Below are 21,368 nucleotides of genomic sequence, written 5' to 3' on the forward strand. Positions count from 1 at the left end.
GACTATAAGGCAAACTTTTTCTTACGTCAAAATATTCTTTCGTATGAGTAGAGAACGAGTGAGCCATACTGAATATTGCTATGAAGGGAATGAAGTAAATTGTAAAAAAATTTCATAAAGAACACCTTCTGTTAATAGATGAAAAATGGTTTTTTCTTCATATTGTCGAATAGGATAAAAGGAAGAGAAATATTAAACATTGCTTGTAGCAAGCTTTAGTAATTTGGGGAATTCATTGTGTGTATGTTACATCTGAAATGAGGTGAATATATATTATGAAAATATGGGGACGAATTTCGGATACAGGAAAGTATTCAATACCGCTACAACCAGTATTGTGGATTGACGGATCGAAAAAGGAAAACGAATTTCCTCAAGTAGCCGTTACATTACAAATTGGTAGTATGTATACAGAACAATTTTCGTATGAATTGACCTACGATGTAAACGACATACTTATTATGAGAATTGAAGTGGAAAATAAAGGGGTAGAAATGATTTCGAGAGTTGTTGTAAGTCATATGATTCGAGATTACTTTGCTTATATTCCTAATTCTTTAAAAGTTGATAAGGGGATAAGTGAGTTTTTATTCCAGCTTGTTAGATGGCGAATTGATGATTTGTTACCAAATGAGAAGGTGGAACTACGTTGTAAAATAAAAGCTAATAAAGATAAAGCTCTTAAACAAACATTCTTTCAGGCTACATATACATTTCAAGATAAAGAGATATCATATGGCCCACTGCAAACAAATGAAGTTGTTGTGCGTCAATGATAAAAAGGAACCTGTACAAAAGGTTCCTTTTTTAGTGAAGGTTGTGTTTTTTGAGTATTTTCTTTTGCTCCATTCCTTTTTTTCCTACATAGTTATTTTTGTAGCCAAAGTATAGAATAAATAAAAATGAAACAACATTAACAATAGCGTCGATTTGATCGTTTGTAATAAAGTGTATCCCGAAAGAGGTAAATAATAATTTTAATGATAATAGAAAACCAGCTAGTAAACGCATAGCATCTGATAGATTCTCTTTTTGTAGCATATAGATTACTCCTTTCTATAAAAGTTATATATTATATATATGAAATAGAGTAGAAAAGGTATACAAGCTTAAGCAGAAATGTACATTGCATATGTACATTTTTTATTTTGTAGAAAAACATTATTGATATAGAAACATATATTGGTATAAAAGGGGGGAAAGTATGAAACATAAAGGAAAAATTAGTGGATTATTGCTTGGCAATACTGTGGCAGTTACAGAATGGATTGCACTTCAGGATGTAATTGCAAAACTGGATTCACGATCATTTTATACCGTCTTTATTATTTATATATTGCAAATGATACTAAGTTATTATTTTGGACATTGGTACGATAAAAGAACAAACGAGCGTATGGGTATGGAAGTAGGAGGAATGGCAAGCAATGATTTTGTTGTTGATTTTTTTGGGAAAGTAGCTGCTTTATCTGAAAGAGATTCTCGTAATATTACAGTGTACATTCTTTCTGTAAAAGAATGGGAAGGATTAAAAGACACGTTGCAAGAAAAAAAGTTGGGAGTGTTAGTACAAAAATTAGAGAGTACCATTGTAAAGACAATTCGGAAGGGCGATGTTGTTACAAAGTGGGATGAAAATAAGTACGTTATTGTAGCAATTGATAATGGTCATGAAACATCAACAATAACAAAACGATTAATGAAAAATATTGAAAGTGAAATAGAAGGTGATTTACTCAGTGTCACTCTTTTATTTGGAGCAGCTAGCTATCCAGTAGAAGGAAAAACGTTTGAAGAACTGTTGAGAAAGTCGCAAAATCAATTGTACCAGTATAGAAATTTGCAAGAAAATGAGTGAAGCTTTGATTTGAAGATATATGATAGGAAGATGTTTTATTTGTAACATTTTTTTGACTTTTATTACAAAAAAACGCCACGTTTGTAATAAAAGTCTTTAAAAATATATGAAATAAGCATATAATTATGATGGTAGTGCCAATGCAATTTGCACAGTGTGTTTTATTTTAAAAGTGTAGAGGAAAGCAAGCTCTACACTTTTCCTTTTTAGGAAATGAAAAGAATATTTGTAAGTTGTTGCGAGATATCGATTGTACTGTGTAAAATGAACAAAGAGATTAATTGATAGAAAGCTGGAAAGGGAATGATAGACGTGAGAGCGGAGCGATCACCTTTTATCAGGTGAACTATTATAGTCTTATTAAGACTGAGGTGAAATTCCGTGGATATGAAAGTAATACATAGTGTGAACAGGCCTTAAAAAACACGAAGTAGTATACTTAAAGATGGATATGGAATTGCTAAATAATTCAAAAAGAATAATGTAATATCAAGTAATAATTTGTACAAACAATATTAATGATCTTCGTAAAAAAGATGCGAGTGTATAGAACAATTACATATTTTATAACTTTTTTATATTACACGATGGTCGTTTATAAGTAGGAGGAAGAGATGTTGAAATATAGTAAATTAGCAATTGTAACTACATTATCAATGATTTTATTAGCCGGTTGTTTCGGTCCGAAACCAGAAGAAGAATTATATGTAGCGTTTGAAAACGCTGCTAAACAAGAAAAAACAATGTTTGAAGATGCAAAAAAACTTGAGACTTTAGAGAAAGAAGGACAAGAATTATATAACCAGATTGTGCAAGAAGGAAAAGATAATAATCAAACTGTTAAAGAAAAACTGAATCAAGCAGTGAAAAATACAACTGAACGAGAAAAAGTGCTTACAAAAGAAAAAGAAGTTTTAAATAAAGCGCAAGAAGAAGTGAAGTCAGCTGATAAGTATGTGAAGAAAATTGAAGATAAGAAATTGAAAGATCAAGCTGATAAAGTGAAAAGCACGTATGAGAAACGCCACGATTCATTTAATAAAATGTATGACAGCTATAACAAATCTTTAAAACAAGAAAAAGAGTTATATACAATGTTACAAGATAAAGGTACTAAATTAAAAGATATTAGTGAAAAAGTAAAAGTAGTAAATCAATCTTATAAGGATATTGAGTCAGAAAAAGATAAATTTAATGAATTTACAAAGTCTTATAATACAGAAAAAGTAGCTTTTTATAAACAAGCAAATATTAAAATTAAAGAAGAGAAAAAATAAAACAGTTTGGCCTACACTTGGCCAAACTGTTTTATTTTTTTGTATAAGTACGACTATACCATGGAACAGGCTCACTTAATTTTTTTTCTTGTTTTAATGCTTCAGGACCAATATAATCTTGAAGTGTTTTTTTTGCTACTGTTAAAGATAAGGTTGTTTTCGGATTTCGATAGGAGGATTCAAGATGACCAAGATGCGGTAGAATTCGAAAATCTTCTTTCGTAGGAGGGATGTGGAAAAAATAATCGCCTAAACGTATAAGGACATCAGATTGTTGTTGGCTAAAACGTGGGTTTCTAGAAAAATGCAATCCTTCTTTAATTGCTTTTTTTTCAGCAATCAAACGTTCTAAAGTTGTCTTTTTTAACCAGTATAAATATTTAGGATTAGTAGCTGCTTTAGCATGACGATTCACAACGAAAATAGATTGAGCTAGTCGATTAATAGAATGTTGGTTTTGTAATTGAGATTGTGGTTGTGAAGGTTTCATATTGAATCTCCTTTCAATTTTTCATTATTATACCATAAATAAAATAGGTATTTATTATACGCAAAAAGTGATTGTATATATTTTCAATATTAAAGCAATATTGTTACAAAAAACAACTATTTTGTATAATAGTAATAGAATATGTTTTTGAAATTTGATAATGAAAGAGTGAGAAGTTTGAAAGCAATATTAAAACAACAGTATGCCATTATAGATATTGGATCTAATACAATGCGTTTAGTTATTTATGAAAAGCAAAATGGAGGTTTTTATAAAGAGATTGAAAATACGAAAGTTGTTGCTAGGTTAAGGAATTACTTAATTGATGGTGTGTTGAATGAAGAGGGAATAGAAGTATTATTACAGACATTATTTCAATTTCAAGAAAGTACAAGATTCCATCAGTTGCATCATGTACTTTGTGTTGCAACAGCAACAATTAGACAGTCGGAGAATCAAGAGGAAATTAAAAAGCTTGTTGAAGGACAAACGGACTTTACTCTTAGAGTATTATCAGAGTATGAGGAAGCGCGTTACGGATACTTGGCGGTTATGAATTCTACATCGTTTTCAGAAGGAATAACGGTAGATATTGGTGGGGGAAGTACGGAAGTTACATACTTTAGAAATAGAGAGATTTTAGAGTACCATAGTTTTCCTTTTGGGGCACTTTCTTTAAAGCAACAATTTATTAAAGGTGATATTCCTACTAAAGATGAGTTAGAGGGAATGCAACAGTATTTAGAGTCTCAATTTCGAACGTTACCATGGTTAATCAATAAGAAATTGCCTCTTATTGCAATTGGTGGTAGTGCTAGGAACTTAGTAAAAATCCATCAAAATTTAATATGTTATCCTATAGCAGGATTACATTTATACAAGATGAAAGAAGAAGATATTGAAAGTGTAAAAGAGGAATTGGAAAAATTGTCGTTCATAGAACTTCAGAAATTGGAAGGATTGGCAAAAGATCGAGCAGATACGATTATTCCAGCGGTTGAAGTATTTCATACACTTGTTCATGTTATAGAGGCACCGGCATTTGTATTAAGTAGAAAAGGGTTAAGAGAAGGTGTTTTCTATGAAGAGTTGACAAAAGATTTGGGGATTTCATATTATCCGAACGTAGTTGAAGAAAGTTTGTATTTACTATCACATGAATACGAAATGGACATGGAATTTGTTATTCAACTTATTAAACATGGAAGACTAATTTGCAAACAACTTGAGGAAATAGGGCTTATTTCTATGTCAGTAAAAGACTGGGAAGTGTTCCATCAAGCAGCGAAAGTATTTAATATAGGCAAATATATAGACGAAGAAGCGAGCCGTTTACATACGTTTTATTTATTAGCGAATAAGACAATTGATGGCATGATGCATAAAGATAGAGTGAGGTTAGCACTTATTGCATCTTATAAATCAAAAATGCTATTTAAACAATATTTATCTCCATTTGAAGGTTGGTTTGATAAAAGTGAACAAAAAAAAATCCGCCTATTAGGAGCTGTTTTACAATTTTCAGCTGCTTTAAATGTAAGGCAACGATCGCTTGTTGATACCATATCTATAACAGAAAGCGAAGAGGGATTAACGTTTAAAGTTTTATGTGAACAGTCTGCCTTAGCAGAAAAAGTGCAAGCTGAAAAACAAAAAAAACAGTTAGAAAGAGTATTAAAAACGAATATTAATTTATTATTTGAACTAAAACATTAGGTTGTACGGATGTCTTTACGAAAAATTTACACTTTGTAATATTGTAATTTGATAAAATGAAATTAACTAAATTATAGTAAAAAAGTTTCAAGGGGAAGTGTGAAGAGAATGGAATTATCGAAGGGGAATGCAGTAAATTTAAATGATACAGCTTATTACAATAATCGAGAGTTAAGTTGGTTAGCATTTAATGAACGTGTCTTACAAGAAGCGCAAGATGCAAATAATCCACTTTTGGAAAGATTGAAATTTATTAGTATTTTTAGTTCGAATTTAGATGAATTTTTTATGGTACGTGTAGCGGGATTAAAGGATCAAGTGAGTGCTGGATTTAATCAACCAGAAAATAAAGCTGGCTTAACACCGAAAAAGCAATTAAATAAAATTGCGATAAAAGCCCATGCACTAATGACAGTACAATATGATACATTTAAAAATTATGTATTACCAGCGCTTGAGTTAGAGGGAATTGAACGTTTAACATTCAATGATTTGACGAAAGAGCAGCGAGAATTTATAGAAGAGTATTTTGACGAGCAAATTTTTCCGGTGTTAACTCCTGTAGCTATTGATGCATATCGCCCATTTCCAATGTTATTAAACAAAAGTTTGAATTTGGCTACTCTTTTATATGATGAGAAGCAAGCAGAAGAAGAAAACAGGACGAAGTTAGGGATTGTACAAGTTCCTTCATTACTTGAGCGCTTCATAATTTTACCGAGTGAAGGGCAAAAGCATAAATTTATTTTATTAGAAGACGTAATTAGTAGCTTTACTCATAAATTATTTACGGGATATACAGTATCATCTGTTACTCGTTTCCGTATTACACGCAATGCAGATTTAACGATTCATGAAGAAGGTGCGAGAGATTTATTAAAGGTAATTGAAAAAGAATTAAAAAAGCGTAAGTGGGGGGCTGCTGTACGTTTAGAAGTTGGGAAAGAACACATTGATGAAAGAGTATTAGCGTTATTATATGAGGTTCTGGAAGTAAAAGATGAAGATGTATATATAATGGATGGCCCATTAGATTTAACATGTTTGTTTTCTTTATATAAAAAACTAGCTCCTTTATATGAACATCTTGTATATCCAGCTCTTATTCCGCAACCGCCTCAAGATTTAGGTGATGAAGAAGATGTATTTGAAAAAGCAATTGAGCATGATATTTTATTACATCATCCTTTTGAATCATTTCAGCCGGTAGTTGATTTTGTCCGTGATGCGGCAGACGATCCGAATGTACTTGCGATTAAACAAACGTTATATCGTGTAAGTGGTGATTCACCGATTATTCAGGCGTTAAAGATAGCGGCTGAAAAGGGAAAACAAGTGACGGTATTAGTTGAATTAAAGGCAAGGTTTGATGAAGAAAACAATGTTCACTGGGCTAAAGAATTGGAACAGGCAGGCTGTCATGTTATTTACGGTGTCAGTCACTTGAAAACACATAGTAAAATTACGCTAGTTGTAAGGAGAAAAAACGGAAAAATCGAAAGGTTCGTACATCTCGGAACTGGGAACTATAATGATGCAACAGCGAAGTTATATACTGATTTTGGATATATTACATCAAGAAAAGATTTTGGGGTCGATGCAACCAATTTCTTTAATTATTTAAGTGGTTATACAACAAAGCCACATTTTCATCATTTATCGGTTGCTCCATTTGATATAAGAGAGCAATTTATGGATTTAATAGATGAAGAAATCCGTTATCATAGGCAATATGGAAATGGATATATTATCGCTAAGATGAATTCATTAACAGATAAACCGTTAATAAAAAAAATGTACGAAGCATCACAAGCTGGAGTAAAGGTAGAGCTCATTGTTCGAGGAACATGTTGCCTACGACCTGGTATTCCAAATGTAAGTGAAAATATTCGTGTAGTTAGTGTTGTTGGAAGATATTTAGAACATAGCCGTATTTATTATTTCCATCATAATGGGGAGGAGAAAATATATTTATCTTCAGCTGATTTGATGACGCGAAATATGGAGAAGCGAGTGGAAATATCTTTCCCGATATTAGATATTGAAATGAAGGCACGAATTAAGGCGATTTTACAGCTTACATTAGCTGATAATGTGAAAACACGTGAACAAAATAAAGATGGTGATTACTATTATGTTATTAATGGTAGTACAGAAGAAATTGATAGCCAAGTGAAGTTGTTTAAGATGGCGTATCAAAATACAGACGCTGAATAATGAAAAAAAGTAAAAACCTCTTATGTCCATAAGAGGTTTTTACTTTTTTCTACTCATATGCTCCAAAAATAGAAGGATGAGTAGAAACAATAGTTTTATTATAAGCGTGTAATGAGATGGCTCGTTGAGAGAATAATATTTGAAAGAATCGTTACTTTAACCTAGTAATAGTAGGGTTGCTGACATGGTCCACCGTAACAAGGATAAGGTGCTGGCGGCGGGAAAGGTGGTGGATAAGGTGGATAAAATGGTCGAGGGCCGAAAGCTAATGCTCCGCCGAGCAATCCACCAGCAATTCCAGCTAGAAAGGGAACGCCAAAAAACGGGAAGAAGCGTGAGTCGCCTACTGGACCAATAGGTGCTGAACGGACTGGAATTGGTTGATAATATGGATACATGAACATACCTCCTTTATTGGACTCACTTTTATCATATGGTAAACGAAACATGGATGAGCGCGTACAAGAAAGGATATGTAAGAAAATAGGCGAATTATTACGAATGTTGGAGTGTGAAAATTGTGATTTCAGGTTTTGACATGAAACGAAATGGGACACGTGTTCTTCCGAGGCCTCGATTGACATAGAGAGTTAAATCCTGCATCGTATAGAAGCCTTCAATATAGTCTTTGGCGAGTAATGGTGTAATAATAGCCCCTAAAAAAGGAATTTGTACTTGTCCGCCATGGCTATGACCAGAAAGTTGCAAGTTGATTGGATATTTGGAAATTTGCGGCGCGATATCTGGCTCGTGAACAAGAACGATGTTATAAGTATTTTGCCGTGCATGTTGTAATGTTTTCTCTATTTTTGGTTTGCCTAGTAGTATATCATCGAGACCGAAAATAGAAATTTCACTATTATCCATTAGACGAATTCTTTTTTTACTATTTAGCAATAGTTCAAATCCTGATTCACGCATGATGTGCTCATAGTATTCAGTTCCATATCCACCGTGATCATGGTTACCATAAATAGCGAATTTACCGAAGGGGGCTTGTATATTTTTTAAAATGGACGCGACAAAAGGAGTGTCAGTATACGTTTGATAATTATCAATGAGATCTCCGGTAAAAAGGACAATATCTGGATTTACAGCATTAATTTTAGAAACAACTTGAGATAAATGTTGAAGCGAGAAATAGTATCCGAGATGTAAATCGCTGAATTGAAGAATTTTCATACCATGAAAACTTTTTGGGATGAGTTGTGATTTTAATGTGTGCTGTGTAAAAGAAATGAAATGGGGTTCTATATATTTAGCATAGTAGTATCCGATGCCACTGGTTATAAATGAATAGAGACAAGTACGCATACCAATTTTCAAAAAATTTCTTCTTGTAATGTGCGTCATAAAAATATGAGTATACCTCAATGTTTTTATTCCATTTACAGGCTACTCAAATCTCCTTTCAGTTTATTTAAAAATATACTTTACATAATAAAAAATTAGTATAGATTACGAAAAAAATGAATAAAAAGAAAGTTCTTTACATTAAAATATCAGAAAAGTTTAAAAATATAAAGATTTCTATTAAATAAAGTGATAAAATGAATGTGTATTCATTTTTTTGGAGGGGATGTATGTGAAAGAAAAGGTAGTTATTATAACAGGTGGATCGAGTGGAATGGGAAAAGGAATGGCGACTCGCTTTGCAAAAGAAGGGGCACGAGTTGTTATTACAGGACGTACAAAAGAAAAACTAGAGGAAACAAAGTTGGAAATTGAACAATTTCCAGGGCAAGTATTACCTGTACAAATGGATGTAAGAAATACGGATGACATTCAGAAAATGATTGAACAGATTGATGAGAAGTTTGGTCGAATTGATGTTTTAATAAATAATGCAGCTGGAAACTTTATTTGTCCAGCAGAAGATTTATCCGTGAATGGCTGGAATTCGGTCATTAATATTGTATTAAACGGTACATTTTACTGTAGCCATGCTGTCGGAAAATATTGGATTGAAAAAGGTATAAAAGGGAATATCATTAACATGGTAGCAACATATGCATGGGATGCAGGTCCAGGAGTTATTCATTCGGCTGCAGCGAAGGCAGGAGTATTAGCGATGACGAAGACGCTCGCTGTTGAGTGGGGACGTAAATATGGAATACGAGTTAACGCTATCGCTCCAGGACCAATTGAACGTACGGGCGGTGCTGATAAATTATGGATTTCAGAAGAAATGGCTAAGCGTACGATACAAAGTGTTCCGCTTGGAAGGCTGGGTACGCCAGAAGAAATCGCTGGTCTAGCTTATTATTTATGCTCAGATGAAGCTGCGTACATAAATGGAACTTGCATGACAATGGATGGAGGACAACATTTACATCAATATCCATTTTAAAAGGGATAAAAAATGAATGTTTGATTCATTTTTTTACGGTTAAATGTGACGGAATTGTGACATATGAAAGAAAAGTGTTTACAAGAGGTCATATATACGTTATATTTAAGACCTCTTTTTTCTTCATAGTAGAATTGCTAATTCCCCTTAGCATTTTACCCCTCTAATCCCTTCAGGAAAACTGAAGGGATTTTTTATTATTTTTCCGTAAATATCATGTTATAATTTTTGAAAAGTAAAGGGAGGGAAGCACGTTGATAGATGCATTAGATGTAATGAGTAACTTGGATAAAGTCCTTCCTTATTATCAAGCTATTTTTAGTGCTGATGAGCATACTGTAATTGGATATGAAGTAGTAGGACGTATTCAAACAGAAGAGGGCATACAAAGTTTAGCTTCTTTCTTTCACGATGATTCGATTCCAAGTGAATTTCAACTGGAAGCGGATAATATTATAGTAGAAAAAGCTTTAAATCGTTATTTAGAAAGCGATCAAAAATTATTATTATTTATACATCGGAATGCTAATGTATTAATGAATGATGATGATGAAAGCTTGCTTCAACTTTTATTGAGGTATGAAGAACAAGGTTTAAATTTAAAACAAATTGTTTTAGAGATTACAGAGCATGAATGTAAAGAAGATATAGAGCAATTTAATCATTTGCTTATGTATTATCGTACATATGGTATTCAAATTTCGATTAATAAAGTCGGAACGGGTACAAGTAATTTAGAGCGTATTAGCGTGTTAGCACCTGATATTTTAAAAGTAGATTTAACGAACTTAAGGCAAACAGCACTTTTACAATCTTATCAAGATATTTTATATTCTTTATCATTACTTGCTAGAAGAATTGGTGCAACTTTATTATATGAAGAAATAGATGCTTTTTATCAACTGCAATATGCTTGGAAGAACGGCGGAAGATATTATCAAGGTAATTATTTAAAAGAATGTTTACCTGATTTTATTGAAACGAATGTTTTGAAAGAGCGACTAGGTAATGAATGTCATCAGTTTATTCAGCATGAAAAGAAGAAGTTACAAAAAATTTATAATTTAACAGAGATGTTACGCGATCGCATTGGCGATGTTTTATCAAAACAAAAAAAGAATGAAGATATAAATGATTGGTTATTACAATTTAGTCAAAGTGTATCACAGTGTAGTTTTCGTATATTTATTTGTAATGAAGATGGTTTCCAACAATCAGGAAATGTTATGAAAAAAGATGGAGAATGGATTGTGATGCCTGATTATTATATGAAGAACTGGAGCTGGCGCCCGTATTTTCTCGAGAATATAATGAAAATGCGTTTTGAGAATAAGGCGAGGCTTTCAGATTTATATGCAGATATTGAAACGGGAGAAATGGTACGAACATTTTCTTTCCCGATTGATGATGACAACTTTTTATTTATAGATTTATCTTATGAATATTTATATGAAGAAGATGTTTTATTTTAATGCACGAAGAGATTCGTGCATTTTTTGTTTGTTTTTATCATAAATTGGTAATAGTGAAAATGGTGATGAAAATGCTGTCTATCGTTGTAAAGATTTTACGAACGAAATCTGTCCTTTCTTTGCATAATCATTGTTACAATGAATACTACAAAGACAAGTTTTTTTAAAGGAAGGTGAAAAAATGAGGAAATATGGAATATGGCTTGTTCTATTTGTATGTGTTGCCTTTCTAGTTGGTTATAGTGTTACCACTGTTTTAGGAAAAGAGGAAGTGGAAGTCGATCGGAAAGAAGTATTTACAACGATACAAAAAGGCTATGAAACCCAGTTTTCAATTCGTGGGAAGCATTTGCCGATGAATAAGATGATAGAGACGTTATCACCGTATTTTACAGATAATTTCCTTCAAGTATTTACAGATGAAAATAGCAGAAGTGATAAACAAAGTGGTGAATATTTACTTCCGGCAAAAGAAGCACCGTTTTCTTTTAATTCAGAAACGAAAATGTCGTATGATCAAGAGCATAAAAATTTATATGTATATGAGCGGACAAAAAGTGGACAATATCAAATTGTAACATTGAAAAGGGATCAAGATAAATGGAAGTTAGCAGGATATCATGAAAGTCAGGAACTTTTAACTGAAATAAAAAGGTTGCAACAATTATAAAGTGAAACTTTTAATTAGTGGGAGTTTTACTACCTACAAACAGCGGGATAAGAATAGGAATAGGTATTTACCTATTCCTATTCTATATTGAGTAGTTGTTGTAACTTTTCAATTTGAAAACCTGCAACTACTTCGCCATCAATTACGACTGTTGGAGTTGAATAGGAATCATAGTCGTTTAAAAGACGATTGCGAGCAGCAGCGTCTTTTTTTACGTCAAATTCTTCATATGCAACGTTATTATGCTTCAAAAATTCTTTTACAATAACACATGGCGGACAATCGGGTTGTGTATAAACCTCAATTTTTTTCATTGTAATTCCTCCTTTTTTCTGTTTTTTATTATATTCTTCCAGTATAAAAACCGCAATAATGAAGGAGAAATATGTTCTTTCTGTTTTTTCCTTCGCATTTCGACAAATTTTTAGTTGAGTTTCTGGCCAATAACCTTTATCCTAGAGTGTGGAACATTTTTTCTGTTATGACGGATAGAATGAGTATAGCTGTAAAACCTATTGGTAGGAAGATCAGAGAAAGGAGAGATTTCATGTCTCTACTCCAAGGAATTTTAACTCGACTTGTTAGTCTACAAGAACAAGCTGAAAGCGGTGAAGTAGCACAACGCTATTTTGAAGTGAACGGTGAGCGCAAATGTAGCGTGAAATTTTTCGATAAAAGTGAAATGTATGAGTTAGAAGTGTATCAACAAGGTGAAAAACCTCAAGTATATCAATTCGATAATATCGACATGGTTGCAATTGAGATTTACGATATCATTTCTTGATACATATAAAAAAGGTACTGCCACATGGCAGTACCTTTTTTAGTTCTATTACTTTCTAGCATAATGTATAGAAGTTTTTTATTTTTCCTACAATGGTATTAAAATGAAAATTTAATCCGTGCAAGTTTGCTTATCCATGTGGATAATTAGTCCCGTCAACCGGGTGAATATGTGAAGCTAAACTTCTCACTATCGCTGGGTTTTGCAAATAGCGGGAGAAATATAACTAGGAGGTTATCGTATGGAACGTTTACCAGTTGTGATTTGTCCTAATTGTCAAAGTTCTGCTGAGATTATTCATGTATTAACGGCTCAATCTAATCAAAATGTAATTTATACGTGCCAAGTTTGTCACTTTGTAATTCGAAATATTGAAACGAATAAAGGATAGGAAGTTATAATTTTAGTTTTTGTCCCATACAATGAGAATACGAAAAGTCTGTCTAATTGAAAGGACGTGACTCTGTGGACGGTGCACATAAATTTTACAATGTTTCAGAGAGACATTTAAATTTTGATATGGTCTTTAACCGTATTTGTAGTTTCATTGAAAAGGATCCGCGAAATTTGTATCGATTATCCATTGGGACAGACTCGCAAGCGCATCAAAAGGATACGAGGTTTATTACAGCAATCCATATTCATCGTGTTGGAAAAGGTGCCTGGGGTTGTTTACACCATAGATCAGTAAAAGATAAGCCAGCGACCTTACGTGAGAAAATATATTTAGAAACGCAGTTTAGTCAAGAAATCGCATGTCTATTTACGCCTACTCATATACAAACAATATGGGAGTTATTGCATCCTTATGCTCAAGATGGGGCTGGATTCATAATGGAAATTCATTTAGACATTGGGAATGATGGCTTAACAAAAGAATTTATTTTAGATATGACAGAAAAAATTCGAGCGATGGGATTAACTGCAAAAATTAAGCCGGATGCTTATGCGGCGTTTAGCTATGCAAATCGATATACGAAATGATTTTTTTGTATGTGTACGATTGTTACATATCTTTTAATAAAAACTGAATATTACATCTATTAAATAGGTTGAATTTTTTATATAATAAGAGTAACGATGCGAGTGTAAGGAGAGGGGTATATGCAAAGGGAAGTTGTTTTAACGAAGGAAGAAGAAAGTTTACTACTAGATATTTTATTTCAGCAAAATTACGCAAGTGAAATTTTAGCTGTGGAACTTACAGATATTGAGAATGGTTTGAAACAGACAGATGTGATGCAATATAAAAAAATCACAAGGTTATTTTACAGATTAAAAAATAAAGGGTATTAAGCGCTACCGGAATGGTAGTCTTTTTTTTGTGCGGTATGCTAAAATAGCTGTGTGATTGTATTTTTATTGAAATAAATTTAGGACAAAATAATAATATGAAAACGCTGTCATAAAATGTGAATAGAGTTGTGAACATAAGCAGGAAAAAGGGAAAATGGGGGATGTAATATGATTAGTATTCCGAAAGACGAATTTCAACAAATTCTTGTGAAGGATTTAATGATTTCATCGGAAAAAGTAGCTCATGTCCAAATTGGAAATAGTTTAGAACATGCTTTACTCGTTCTTGTAAAATCTGGATATTCAGCGATACCTGTCTTAGATCCAATGTATAAACTACATGGTTTGATTAGTACTGCCATGATATTAGATGGTATGTTAGGATTAGAACGTATTGAGTTTGAAAGGCTCGATGATATGAAAGTAGAGCAGGTGATGAAAGAAGATATACCTGTTCTTAAATTAGACGATTCATTTGCAAAAGCTTTAGAAATGACAATTGATCATCCTTTTATTTGCGCTGTTAATGAAGAAGGCTATTTTGAGGGGATTTTAACACGTCGGGCTATTTTAAAATTGTTGAATAAGAAAGTAAGGCAACATAATCGATAAAGTGAAAAAAGTGACTTCATAGAAACGAAGAAGTCACTTTTTTTTCGTGCATATCACTTGTGTATGTATTATATTTAAAAAGACATAAAACATAAGGAAAGTTTGTGCTGGACAATTGTATTTTCTGAATGAAAGCATTCGGGTAAATTAAGGATGAAAAGCTTATTGAAATAAGGTGTATGGAAGCTAAGGAAAGAGGGAGAAAGTTGCAAATTGATGATTTTCAAATGATGGTTGTGTTAGCTCAGGAATCAAATATGAGAAAAGCGGCGGAACGTTTATTTGTTTCCCAACCTGCGCTGAGTCAACGATTACAATCTATGGAGAAACAATGGGGAATGAAGTTTTTTATTCGCTCACAAAAAGGATTGACAATTACACCTGAAGGGGAAAAAGTTGCAAATTATGCCAAAGAAATGTTGCAAAGGGAAGAAGATATAAAAAGTGAGCTGGCTGTTTTCAGAACGGAAACTCATGGAACGTTAAAAATAGCTGTTGCATCAGTTATTGGTCAATATTGGCTCCCACCTGTTTTGAAAAAGTTTGTGCATAAATATCCTTCTGTAAAGATATCGCTGTTTACTGGATGGAGTAGTGAAGTGCAAAAGCAGTTTTATGAAGGAGACGTGCATGTTGCTATACTGAGGGGAACACAAGAATATAAAGGTCAGAAGCAACAATTATTTGAAGATGAACTGTATTTAGTTGATAAAGAAATAAAAGATATTTCGATGTTAAAAGAAACAAATAGGCCGTTCATTCAATTTAAAAGTGACTCGACTTATTATGGACAAATACAAAATTGGTGGTATGGTTTATTTTCTAATCCGCCTAAGCGAACGATTGTAGTTGACCAAATTGAAACATGTAAACAACTTGTTTTAAATGGTATAGGTTATGCCCTTTTACCTTCTACTGTTTTAAAGGAAGTACAGGAAAATATGTATAAAACACCTGTTCAACTGACGAGAGAAACATGGTTGTTAACAAGTGACTCGGCAAGGCAGTTGAAGCAAGTACAAGCATTTTTAGAAATTATAGAAGAAATTCAAAGGGGAAAATAAGATTATTATCTTGCTACTCGCTCTTTCGTTTGGTAGAGTAACATTATAAATGGATTTAGGAGGCAACAAGAATGAAAATGATGGACGCTAACGAAATTATTTCGTTTATTCAAAAAAGTGAAAAGAAAACTCCTGTAAAGGTATACATAAAAGGGGATTTAAAAGAAGTAACATTCCCTGAAACAGTACAAGCATTTGTGAATAAAAAATCAGGTGTATTATTCGGAGAATGGTCTGAAATTAAGACAATTCTTGATGAGAATAATAAGCACATCGTTGACTACGTTGTAGAAAACGATCGTCGTAATTCTGCAATCCCAATGCTTGATTTAAAAGGTATTAAAGCTCGCATCGAGCCAGGTGCTATTATTCGTGACCATGTTGAAATTGGTGACAACGCTGTAATTATGATGAATGCAACAATTAACATTGGTGCTGTAATTGGTGAAGGTTCTATGATCGACATGAACGCAGTACTTGGTGGACGTGCAACAGTCGGTAAAAACTGTCACGTAGGTGCAGGTGCTGTACTTGCAGGTGTTATTGAGCCACCTTCTGCAAAACCAGTTATCGTTGAAGATGATGTAGTAATCGGTGCAAATGTAGTTGTTTTAGAGGGTGTTACAGTAGGTAAAGGTGCAGTTGTAGCAGCGGGAGCTGTTGTAACAGAAGATGTGCCTCCATACACAGTTGTTGCAGGTACTCCAGCACGTGTAATTAAAGAAATTGATGAGAAGACAAAAGCAAAAACAGAAATTAAACAAGAGCTTCGTCAATTAAACCCAGAGAAATAAAAAGTAAAAAAAGCGTAAGAGCGTAAATGGGCTCTTACGCTTTTTATAGATAGAGGTGCAAAAATGACAGTAAGCAAATTTGTCCAAATTCGTAGAGATCTACATAGAATTCCAGAAATCGGATTTAAGGAATGGAAAACACAACAGTATATTTTAGATTATATAGGAACACTTTCTCATGAATTTGTGGAAGTGAAGACATGGAAAACGGGTGTAATCGTTAAAGTAAATGGAAAAAATCCCGAAAAAATAATAGGTTATCGTGCAGATATAGACGGTTTACCAATTACAGAGGAAACTGGATACGAGTTTGCTTCTATTCATGAAGGAATGATGCATGCATGTGGCCATGATGTACATACAACAATCGGTTTAGGCCTTCTAACGAAAGCTGTGAGCGAAAGAATAGATGATGACCTTGTATTTCTATTCCAGCCAGCAGAAGAAGGACCAGGCGGTGCTCTTCCTATGTTAGAAAGTGAAGAGTTAAAAGAATGGAAACCAAATATAATTCTTGGTCTTCATATTGCACCAGAATACGCTGTGGGGACAATTGCAACGAAAGAAGGACTGTTATTTGCCAATACTTCAGAATTATATATTGATTTAAAAGGGAAAGGTGGCCATGCTGCCTATCCACATACTGCAAATGACATGATTGTTGCAGCGAGTCATCTTGTTACACAGCTTCAATCCGTTATTAGTCGCAATGTAAATCCTCTTGATAGTGCAGTAATTACAATCGGGAAAATTACTGGTGGTACGGTTCAAAATATTATTGCAGAAAAATCTCGTTTAGAAGGAACGATTCGAACATTATCAGTGGAATCAATGAAGCGTGTGAAAAGCAGAATTGAGTCAATTGTTGCAGGTATCGAAGCTTCTTTCCAGTGTGAGGCGATTATAGATTACGGAGCAATGTATCATCAAGTATATAACCATGAAGAGTTAACGAGAGAGTTTATGGAATTTGTACATAAACAAACTGATATGAATGTTATTACATGTACTGAGGCAATGACGGGTGAAGATTTTGGTTATATGCTTCGAGAAATCCCTGGATTTATGTTTTGGCTTGGAGTAAATTCAGAATATGGTTTACATCATGCAAAATTAAAACCAGACGAAGAAGTGATTGAAAAGGCAATTACATTTTTAAGCCAATATGTAAAGTGGAAAGGGAATAGAAAATAAAACTTCCACTTTCTTGAAGGTTCCAAAAAACTTTTTGTTCTGAGGTGTAAGTAACGCTCGTATAGATTGATTTTAGACATTTACATACAAATGGAAGAATTAAAGTTAATTGTACTGTTTTAATAATGAGCAGGGGGTTTAGCCACTGCTCATTATTAATTATTTGACTAACTTATATATGTTTACTTTTAGTATGAAAAGTGTGTAAAATCAATGTGAAACATAGAAAAAAGGGTGGGGAATTACGTGCAAATTAGCAGTGCGATTTTATGTTTCGTCTTATATGCGTATGTTATTATTGCGGCGGTTTATTTTGGGATAAGTTTTTATGCCTATCGTCTAGTAGATAATAATGAATATGACGAAACATACAAATGGGTGAAGAGATATTTATCACCTGTACTAGAAATTATGAATGGGTTTGTGCTCTTTTTATTTATTGGATTAATTGCTTTTTCAACGAGTTTAGTAGGGAATAAAACTACGTTATTTGTATTGGGTATCATTATTTTTATGTTGTTAGGAATAAGGATTGGTAATACGGTCTTTTGGAATGAAAGAAAAGTAGATGGTTGGACGGGAATGTTAATTCCGTGCATGTTAGCTGCAATCGTGACAAATATAGAGCATGAATATTATCAATTACATTTTTGGCTTATTATCGTTTTAACAATTCTTTCTGTTTTGTATATAAGCACAGTAGTACTAACATATATTGCACATGAAAAAGGAGATGTTAAAGGCACTCGTTTCTTTAGAGGACGGGCATTATTTTGGAGTGTGCCGACGATGGTAGTTATCGCGCTTATTGCGATATTAGTAAATGGATATCAATTTTCTAATTGGCAACTATTTTTAGAAAATTGGTGGATCTTTATCTTTTCGTTTATTGCTTTTTTAGGTGCAACGCATTATTTATTCCATCAACATCATTACATATGGGCGTTGTTATTTGCATTCACACAGCTTCTATTTGCCTTTTTTGGTCAAGAAACATTATTATTCGTTTTTGAAACATTTAGTTCTTTTGGAAATATATTTGTATTTGCTATGCTACTTGTTGGTATCGCTTTTTACTTACAACAATATTTTTATATACAAAAACAAAAATAAGAGCTAATTACAGTTTTTGTGACGCATATAAAGTGTGTTACACTGAAAATAAATAGTACTTGAAGTTATTGGAGGAATTCCTGTGGGTGAGAAAGAAAAAGAATTTGCTGTCATTGGACTTGGTCGCTTTGGTGGAAGTATTTGCCGAGAACTAGCTCAATTAGGTATGGAAGTAATGGCAATCGATTCAGATGAGGATAAAATTAATGAATTTGCAAATATAGCTTCGCATGCTGTAATTGCAGATTCAACAGATGAGATGGTATTAAAAAGCCTTGGTATTCGAAATTTTGATCACGTAGTCGTTGCTATTGGAGATAATTTAAATTCAAGTATTTTAACGACTTTGATTTTGAAAGAGTTGGGTGTAAAAAATATTACTGTAAAAGCTCAAAATGATTATCATGAAAAAGTGTTAAGTAAAATAGGTGCAGATCATATTGTGCATCCAGAACGTGATATGGGAAAAAGGATTGCTAATAATATTGCATCAAGCAATGTGTTAGACTACCTTGAGCTTTCAGATGAGCATAGTATTGTAGAGATTATTGCGAATAAAAAAATTGATGGGCACTCTTTAATTGAATTAGATATTCGTGCGAAGTTTGGATTGAATATTGTAGCAATTAAACGAGGCAAAGAAGTTATCGTATCCCCTCGAGCTACGGAGAATATTCAAGCAGGAGATATATTAATTGTCATTGGTCATGACGATGAAGTGGATCGATTTAAACACTTTTTAAGATAAGAGAAAAGAAAAGGACAATGCCTTCATGGCATTGTCCTTTTCTTATATTTCCATAATGATTGGTAAAATCATTGGACGGCGTTTCGTTTTCTCATATAGGAATGGAGCTAATGTGTCTGTAATTTCATTTTTAATTTCAGACCATTGTGTTGTTTTACGCTCCATTACTTTTTCTAAATGAGTTGTAATTAATGTTTGTGCATCATTGATTAAATCGCTACTTTCACGCATGTAAACGAAACCGCGTGAGATGATATCAGGTCCTGCTGCAACTTTAAATTCTTTCATATCAATGCTTACAACTACAATTACAAGTCCTTCTTCAGAAAGGATACGACGATCGCGTAATACGATATTGCCAATATCTCCAATACCGTTTCCATCAATGTAGACCGAACCAGATGGGATTTTTCCAGCTACGCTAGCTTCATCCGAACGTAAAGCAAGAACATCGCCATTATCCATAATGAAGCAATTTTCTTCAGGGATGCCACAATCATTTGCTATGTTCATGTGCATACGCTGCATACGATATTCACCATGAATTGGCATGAAGTACTTCGGTTTAATTAGACGTAACATTAACTTTTGTTCTTCTTGTCCACCGTGTCCACTTGTATGGATATTTGAAAGTTTCCCATGAATTACATCAGCGCCAGCGCGGTACAACATGTTAATTGTACGACTTACGCTAATTGTATTTCCTGGAATTGGTGAAGAAGAGAAAACAACTGTATCTCCAGGAATAATTTGAATTTGGCGGTGTGTACCGTTTGCAATACGTGAAAGTGCTGCCATCGGTTCACCTTGACTACCTGTACATAAAATAACAACTTTATTAGCTGGTAAGCGGTTTAGTTGAGATGCATCTATGAATGTATCTTTCGGGCAACGAATATAACCAAGGTTTTGTCCAATTTCAATCGCTGCTTCCATACTTCGACCAAACACAGCTACTTTACGGTTGTTTTCAACAGCAGCTTCAACAACTTGTTGTAAGCGGTGAATATTTGATGCAAAGGTTGCGAATATAATCCGTCCTTCTACTTTACGGAAAATGTCTTGAATGCTATCACCAACGCGACGCTCAGACATAGTAAAGTTTGGAACTTCACTGTTCGTACTATCAGATAATAGACATAGTACGCCATCTTTACCGATTTCAGCCATTTTTGTTAAATCAGCTGGTTCACCAACTGGTGTGAAGTCAAATTTGAAGTCACCTGTATGAACGACTTGACCTTGAGGTGTTTTCACAACAACGCCGTACGAATCTGGAATACTGTGAGTTGTACGGAAGAAGGATACAGACGTTTTTTTGAATTTAATAACGTCATCTTCTTGAATCTCGTAAAGTTTTGCTTTACGAAGTAAGCCGTGTTCTTCTAGTTTGTTTTTGATGAGTGCAATTGCTAATTTTCCGCCGTAAATTGGAATGTTCACTTGACGTAATAGGTAAGGGATTCCGCCGATATGATCTTCGTGACCATGTGTAATGAATAACCCTTTAATTTTATCTTCGTTTCGCACAAAATAAGTGTAGTCTGGTATTACATAATCGATTCCGAGAAGTTCGTCCTCTGGAAATTTAATTCCAGCATCAATTATAATAATTTCATCTTGAAATTGAACAGCGTATGTATTTTTACCGATTTCACCAAGCCCACCGAGAGCAAATACAGCAACTTGGTCGTTTTTTAGAAATTTCATATC

Annotated in this window: 24 protein-coding genes; 18 read left to right on the forward strand and 6 right to left on the reverse strand. The window is 33.5% G+C overall.

Going from position 1 to position 21,368, the window contains the following annotated elements:
• Window positions 1-275: 275 nt before the first annotated feature.
• Window positions 276-776, forward strand: a complete 501-nt coding sequence (locus MR136_RS03765; protein ID WP_000708120.1) for a hypothetical protein — start codon at window positions 276-278, stop codon at window positions 774-776.
• Between the two features lie 31 nt (window positions 777-807).
• Here MR136_RS03765 and MR136_RS03770 read toward each other — a convergent pair whose 3' ends face one another.
• Complete coding sequence (locus MR136_RS03770; RefSeq protein ID WP_000939448.1) at window positions 808-1,041, reverse strand: SPP1 phage holin family protein; 234 nt, start codon at window positions 1,039-1,041, stop codon at window positions 808-810.
• A gap of 163 nt (window positions 1,042-1,204) precedes the next feature.
• Between MR136_RS03770 and MR136_RS03775 the strand changes: the two genes are divergently transcribed.
• A complete protein-coding gene (locus tag MR136_RS03775) occupies window positions 1,205-1,858 on the forward strand; it encodes a diguanylate cyclase domain-containing protein (RefSeq protein WP_000680820.1) in 654 nt (217 codons plus the stop codon).
• A gap of 614 nt (window positions 1,859-2,472) precedes the next feature.
• Window positions 2,473-3,135 (forward strand): YkyA family protein, encoded by a 663-nt coding sequence (locus MR136_RS03780; protein WP_000922498.1) that lies wholly within the window; start codon window positions 2,473-2,475, stop codon window positions 3,133-3,135.
• 31 nt (window positions 3,136-3,166) lie between these two features.
• Here the strand turns inward: MR136_RS03780 and MR136_RS03785 are convergent, their stop codons facing one another.
• The gene (locus MR136_RS03785) at window positions 3,167-3,625 is read right to left on the reverse strand and encodes a YkyB family protein (RefSeq protein WP_000804870.1); all 459 of its coding nucleotides are present in this window, start codon (window positions 3,623-3,625) and stop codon (window positions 3,167-3,169) included.
• A 141-nt stretch (window positions 3,626-3,766) separates the two neighbouring features.
• Between MR136_RS03785 and ppx the strand changes: the two genes are divergently transcribed.
• Together ppx and MR136_RS03795 are read left to right on the forward strand one after the other, a co-directional pair.
• Complete coding sequence (ppx, locus tag MR136_RS03790) at window positions 3,767-5,341, forward strand: exopolyphosphatase (protein ID WP_004407438.1); 1,575 nt, start codon at window positions 3,767-3,769, stop codon at window positions 5,339-5,341.
• Window positions 5,342-5,449: 108 nt separating this feature from the next.
• Complete coding sequence (locus MR136_RS03795; protein ID WP_061457668.1) at window positions 5,450-7,558, forward strand: polyphosphate kinase; 2,109 nt, start codon at window positions 5,450-5,452, stop codon at window positions 7,556-7,558.
• A 161-nt stretch (window positions 7,559-7,719) separates the two neighbouring features.
• On the opposite strand, the gene MR136_RS03800 is transcribed toward MR136_RS03795, so the two are convergent.
• Together MR136_RS03800 and MR136_RS03805 are read right to left on the reverse strand one after the other, a co-directional pair.
• A complete protein-coding gene (locus tag MR136_RS03800) occupies window positions 7,720-7,956 on the reverse strand; it encodes a hypothetical protein (protein ID WP_000283738.1) in 237 nt (78 codons plus the stop codon).
• A 97-nt stretch (window positions 7,957-8,053) separates the two neighbouring features.
• Window positions 8,054-8,911 (reverse strand): metallophosphoesterase, encoded by an 858-nt coding sequence (locus MR136_RS03805; protein WP_061457698.1) that lies wholly within the window; start codon window positions 8,909-8,911, stop codon window positions 8,054-8,056.
• Window positions 8,912-9,143: 232 nt separating this feature from the next.
• On the opposite strand from MR136_RS03805, the gene fadH reads away from it, so the two are divergent.
• The 3 genes from fadH to MR136_RS03820 all read left to right on the forward strand — a co-directional run bounded on the left by fadH (window position 9,144) and on the right by MR136_RS03820 (window position 12,050).
• Window positions 9,144-9,908 (forward strand): 2,4-dienoyl-CoA reductase, encoded by a 765-nt coding sequence (gene fadH / locus MR136_RS03810; protein ID WP_000660913.1) that lies wholly within the window; start codon window positions 9,144-9,146, stop codon window positions 9,906-9,908.
• Window positions 9,909-10,162: 254 nt separating this feature from the next.
• Window positions 10,163-11,380 (forward strand): EAL domain-containing protein, encoded by a 1,218-nt coding sequence (locus MR136_RS03815; RefSeq protein WP_000564306.1) that lies wholly within the window; start codon window positions 10,163-10,165, stop codon window positions 11,378-11,380.
• Between the two features lie 181 nt (window positions 11,381-11,561).
• The gene (locus tag MR136_RS03820; RefSeq protein ID WP_001233805.1) at window positions 11,562-12,050 is read left to right on the forward strand and encodes a DUF3993 domain-containing protein; all 489 of its coding nucleotides are present in this window, start codon (window positions 11,562-11,564) and stop codon (window positions 12,048-12,050) included.
• A gap of 77 nt (window positions 12,051-12,127) precedes the next feature.
• Here MR136_RS03820 and MR136_RS03825 read toward each other — a convergent pair whose 3' ends face one another.
• Window positions 12,128-12,364, reverse strand: coding sequence for a glutaredoxin family protein (locus MR136_RS03825; RefSeq protein WP_000717873.1), 237 nt, complete (start codon window positions 12,362-12,364; stop codon window positions 12,128-12,130).
• A gap of 233 nt (window positions 12,365-12,597) precedes the next feature.
• Between MR136_RS03825 and MR136_RS03830 the strand changes: the two genes are divergently transcribed.
• From MR136_RS03830 to MR136_RS03875, 10 genes are all read left to right on the forward strand, one after another.
• Window positions 12,598-12,834, forward strand: coding sequence for a YkuJ family protein (locus MR136_RS03830; protein WP_000055151.1), 237 nt, complete (start codon window positions 12,598-12,600; stop codon window positions 12,832-12,834).
• A gap of 241 nt (window positions 12,835-13,075) precedes the next feature.
• Complete coding sequence (locus MR136_RS03835) at window positions 13,076-13,225, forward strand: hypothetical protein (RefSeq protein WP_000440540.1); 150 nt, start codon at window positions 13,076-13,078, stop codon at window positions 13,223-13,225.
• Between the two features lie 74 nt (window positions 13,226-13,299).
• Window positions 13,300-13,818, forward strand: coding sequence for a ribonuclease H-like YkuK family protein (locus MR136_RS03840; RefSeq protein WP_000348489.1), 519 nt, complete (start codon window positions 13,300-13,302; stop codon window positions 13,816-13,818).
• A 120-nt stretch (window positions 13,819-13,938) separates the two neighbouring features.
• Window positions 13,939-14,130 carry an antirepressor AbbA gene (gene abbA, locus MR136_RS03845; RefSeq protein ID WP_001188692.1) on the forward strand — a complete coding sequence of 64 codons (192 nt, stop codon included), beginning with the start codon at window positions 13,939-13,941 and terminating at the stop codon, window positions 14,128-14,130.
• Window positions 14,131-14,298: 168 nt separating this feature from the next.
• Entirely contained in the window at window positions 14,299-14,742 is a 444-nt protein-coding gene (cbpB, locus tag MR136_RS03850; RefSeq protein WP_000623579.1) for a cyclic-di-AMP-binding protein CbpB, read from the forward strand.
• Window positions 14,743-14,921: 179 nt separating this feature from the next.
• On the forward strand, window positions 14,922-15,806 hold the full coding sequence (locus MR136_RS03855; RefSeq protein WP_002026259.1) for a LysR family transcriptional regulator: 885 nt from the start codon (window positions 14,922-14,924) through the stop codon (window positions 15,804-15,806).
• A gap of 71 nt (window positions 15,807-15,877) precedes the next feature.
• The gene (dapD, locus tag MR136_RS03860) at window positions 15,878-16,600 is read left to right on the forward strand and encodes a 2,3,4,5-tetrahydropyridine-2,6-dicarboxylate N-acetyltransferase (protein ID WP_000783241.1); all 723 of its coding nucleotides are present in this window, start codon (window positions 15,878-15,880) and stop codon (window positions 16,598-16,600) included.
• 63 nt (window positions 16,601-16,663) lie between these two features.
• Window positions 16,664-17,794, forward strand: a complete 1,131-nt coding sequence (locus MR136_RS03865; protein ID WP_000218672.1) for an N-acetyldiaminopimelate deacetylase — start codon at window positions 16,664-16,666, stop codon at window positions 17,792-17,794.
• 246 nt (window positions 17,795-18,040) lie between these two features.
• Window positions 18,041-18,907: a cytochrome c oxidase assembly protein gene (locus MR136_RS03870; protein ID WP_001167324.1), complete on the forward strand. Its 867-nt coding sequence runs from the start codon at window positions 18,041-18,043 to the stop codon at window positions 18,905-18,907.
• Window positions 18,908-18,989: 82 nt separating this feature from the next.
• Window positions 18,990-19,655 (forward strand): potassium channel family protein, encoded by a 666-nt coding sequence (locus MR136_RS03875; RefSeq protein WP_000504032.1) that lies wholly within the window; start codon window positions 18,990-18,992, stop codon window positions 19,653-19,655.
• Between the two features lie 42 nt (window positions 19,656-19,697).
• On the opposite strand, the gene rnjA is transcribed toward MR136_RS03875, so the two are convergent.
• Window positions 19,698-21,365, reverse strand: a complete 1,668-nt coding sequence (gene rnjA, locus MR136_RS03880) for a ribonuclease J1 (RefSeq protein ID WP_000670377.1) — start codon at window positions 21,363-21,365, stop codon at window positions 19,698-19,700.
• Between the last annotated feature and the right edge of the window lie 3 nt (window positions 21,366-21,368).

The sequence above is a fragment of the Bacillus cereus group sp. BfR-BA-01311 genome (genome assembly GCF_022664295.1).
GTDB classification, from domain to species: domain Bacteria; phylum Bacillota; class Bacilli; order Bacillales; family Bacillaceae_G; genus Bacillus_A; species Bacillus_A cereus.

Excerpts from the sequence above, each read along its gene's own strand:
- ppx (WP_004407438.1), top strand. The coding sequence starts at position 3,767 with ATGTTTTTGAAATTTGATAATGAAAGAGTGAGAAGTTTGAAAGCAATA.
- MR136_RS03775 (WP_000680820.1), top strand. The coding sequence starts at position 1,205 with ATGAAACATAAAGGAAAAATTAGTGGATTATTGCTTGGCAATACTGTG.
- MR136_RS03820 (WP_001233805.1), top strand. The coding sequence starts at position 11,562 with ATGAGGAAATATGGAATATGGCTTGTTCTATTTGTATGTGTTGCCTTT.
- rnjA (WP_000670377.1), bottom strand. The coding sequence starts at position 21,365 with ATGAAATTTCTAAAAAACGACCAAGTTGCTGTATTTGCTCTCGGTGGG.
- MR136_RS03835 (WP_000440540.1), top strand. The coding sequence starts at position 13,076 with ATGGAACGTTTACCAGTTGTGATTTGTCCTAATTGTCAAAGTTCTGCT.
- MR136_RS03825 (WP_000717873.1), bottom strand. The coding sequence starts at position 12,364 with ATGAAAAAAATTGAGGTTTATACACAACCCGATTGTCCGCCATGTGTT.
- MR136_RS03830 (WP_000055151.1), top strand. The coding sequence starts at position 12,598 with ATGTCTCTACTCCAAGGAATTTTAACTCGACTTGTTAGTCTACAAGAA.
- MR136_RS03865 (WP_000218672.1), top strand. The coding sequence starts at position 16,664 with ATGACAGTAAGCAAATTTGTCCAAATTCGTAGAGATCTACATAGAATT.
- MR136_RS03805 (WP_061457698.1), bottom strand. The coding sequence starts at position 8,911 with ATGACGCACATTACAAGAAGAAATTTTTTGAAAATTGGTATGCGTACT.
- MR136_RS03765 (WP_000708120.1), top strand. The coding sequence starts at position 276 with ATGAAAATATGGGGACGAATTTCGGATACAGGAAAGTATTCAATACCG.
- MR136_RS03855 (WP_002026259.1), top strand. The coding sequence starts at position 14,922 with ATGGAAGCTAAGGAAAGAGGGAGAAAGTTGCAAATTGATGATTTTCAA.
- MR136_RS03785 (WP_000804870.1), bottom strand. The coding sequence starts at position 3,625 with ATGAAACCTTCACAACCACAATCTCAATTACAAAACCAACATTCTATT.
- dapD (WP_000783241.1), top strand. The coding sequence starts at position 15,878 with ATGAAAATGATGGACGCTAACGAAATTATTTCGTTTATTCAAAAAAGT.
- MR136_RS03800 (WP_000283738.1), bottom strand. The coding sequence starts at position 7,956 with ATGTATCCATATTATCAACCAATTCCAGTCCGTTCAGCACCTATTGGT.
- MR136_RS03795 (WP_061457668.1), top strand. The coding sequence starts at position 5,450 with ATGGAATTATCGAAGGGGAATGCAGTAAATTTAAATGATACAGCTTAT.
- abbA (WP_001188692.1), top strand. The coding sequence starts at position 13,939 with ATGCAAAGGGAAGTTGTTTTAACGAAGGAAGAAGAAAGTTTACTACTA.
- MR136_RS03770 (WP_000939448.1), bottom strand. The coding sequence starts at position 1,041 with ATGCTACAAAAAGAGAATCTATCAGATGCTATGCGTTTACTAGCTGGT.
- MR136_RS03780 (WP_000922498.1), top strand. The coding sequence starts at position 2,473 with ATGTTGAAATATAGTAAATTAGCAATTGTAACTACATTATCAATGATT.
- cbpB (WP_000623579.1), top strand. The coding sequence starts at position 14,299 with ATGATTAGTATTCCGAAAGACGAATTTCAACAAATTCTTGTGAAGGAT.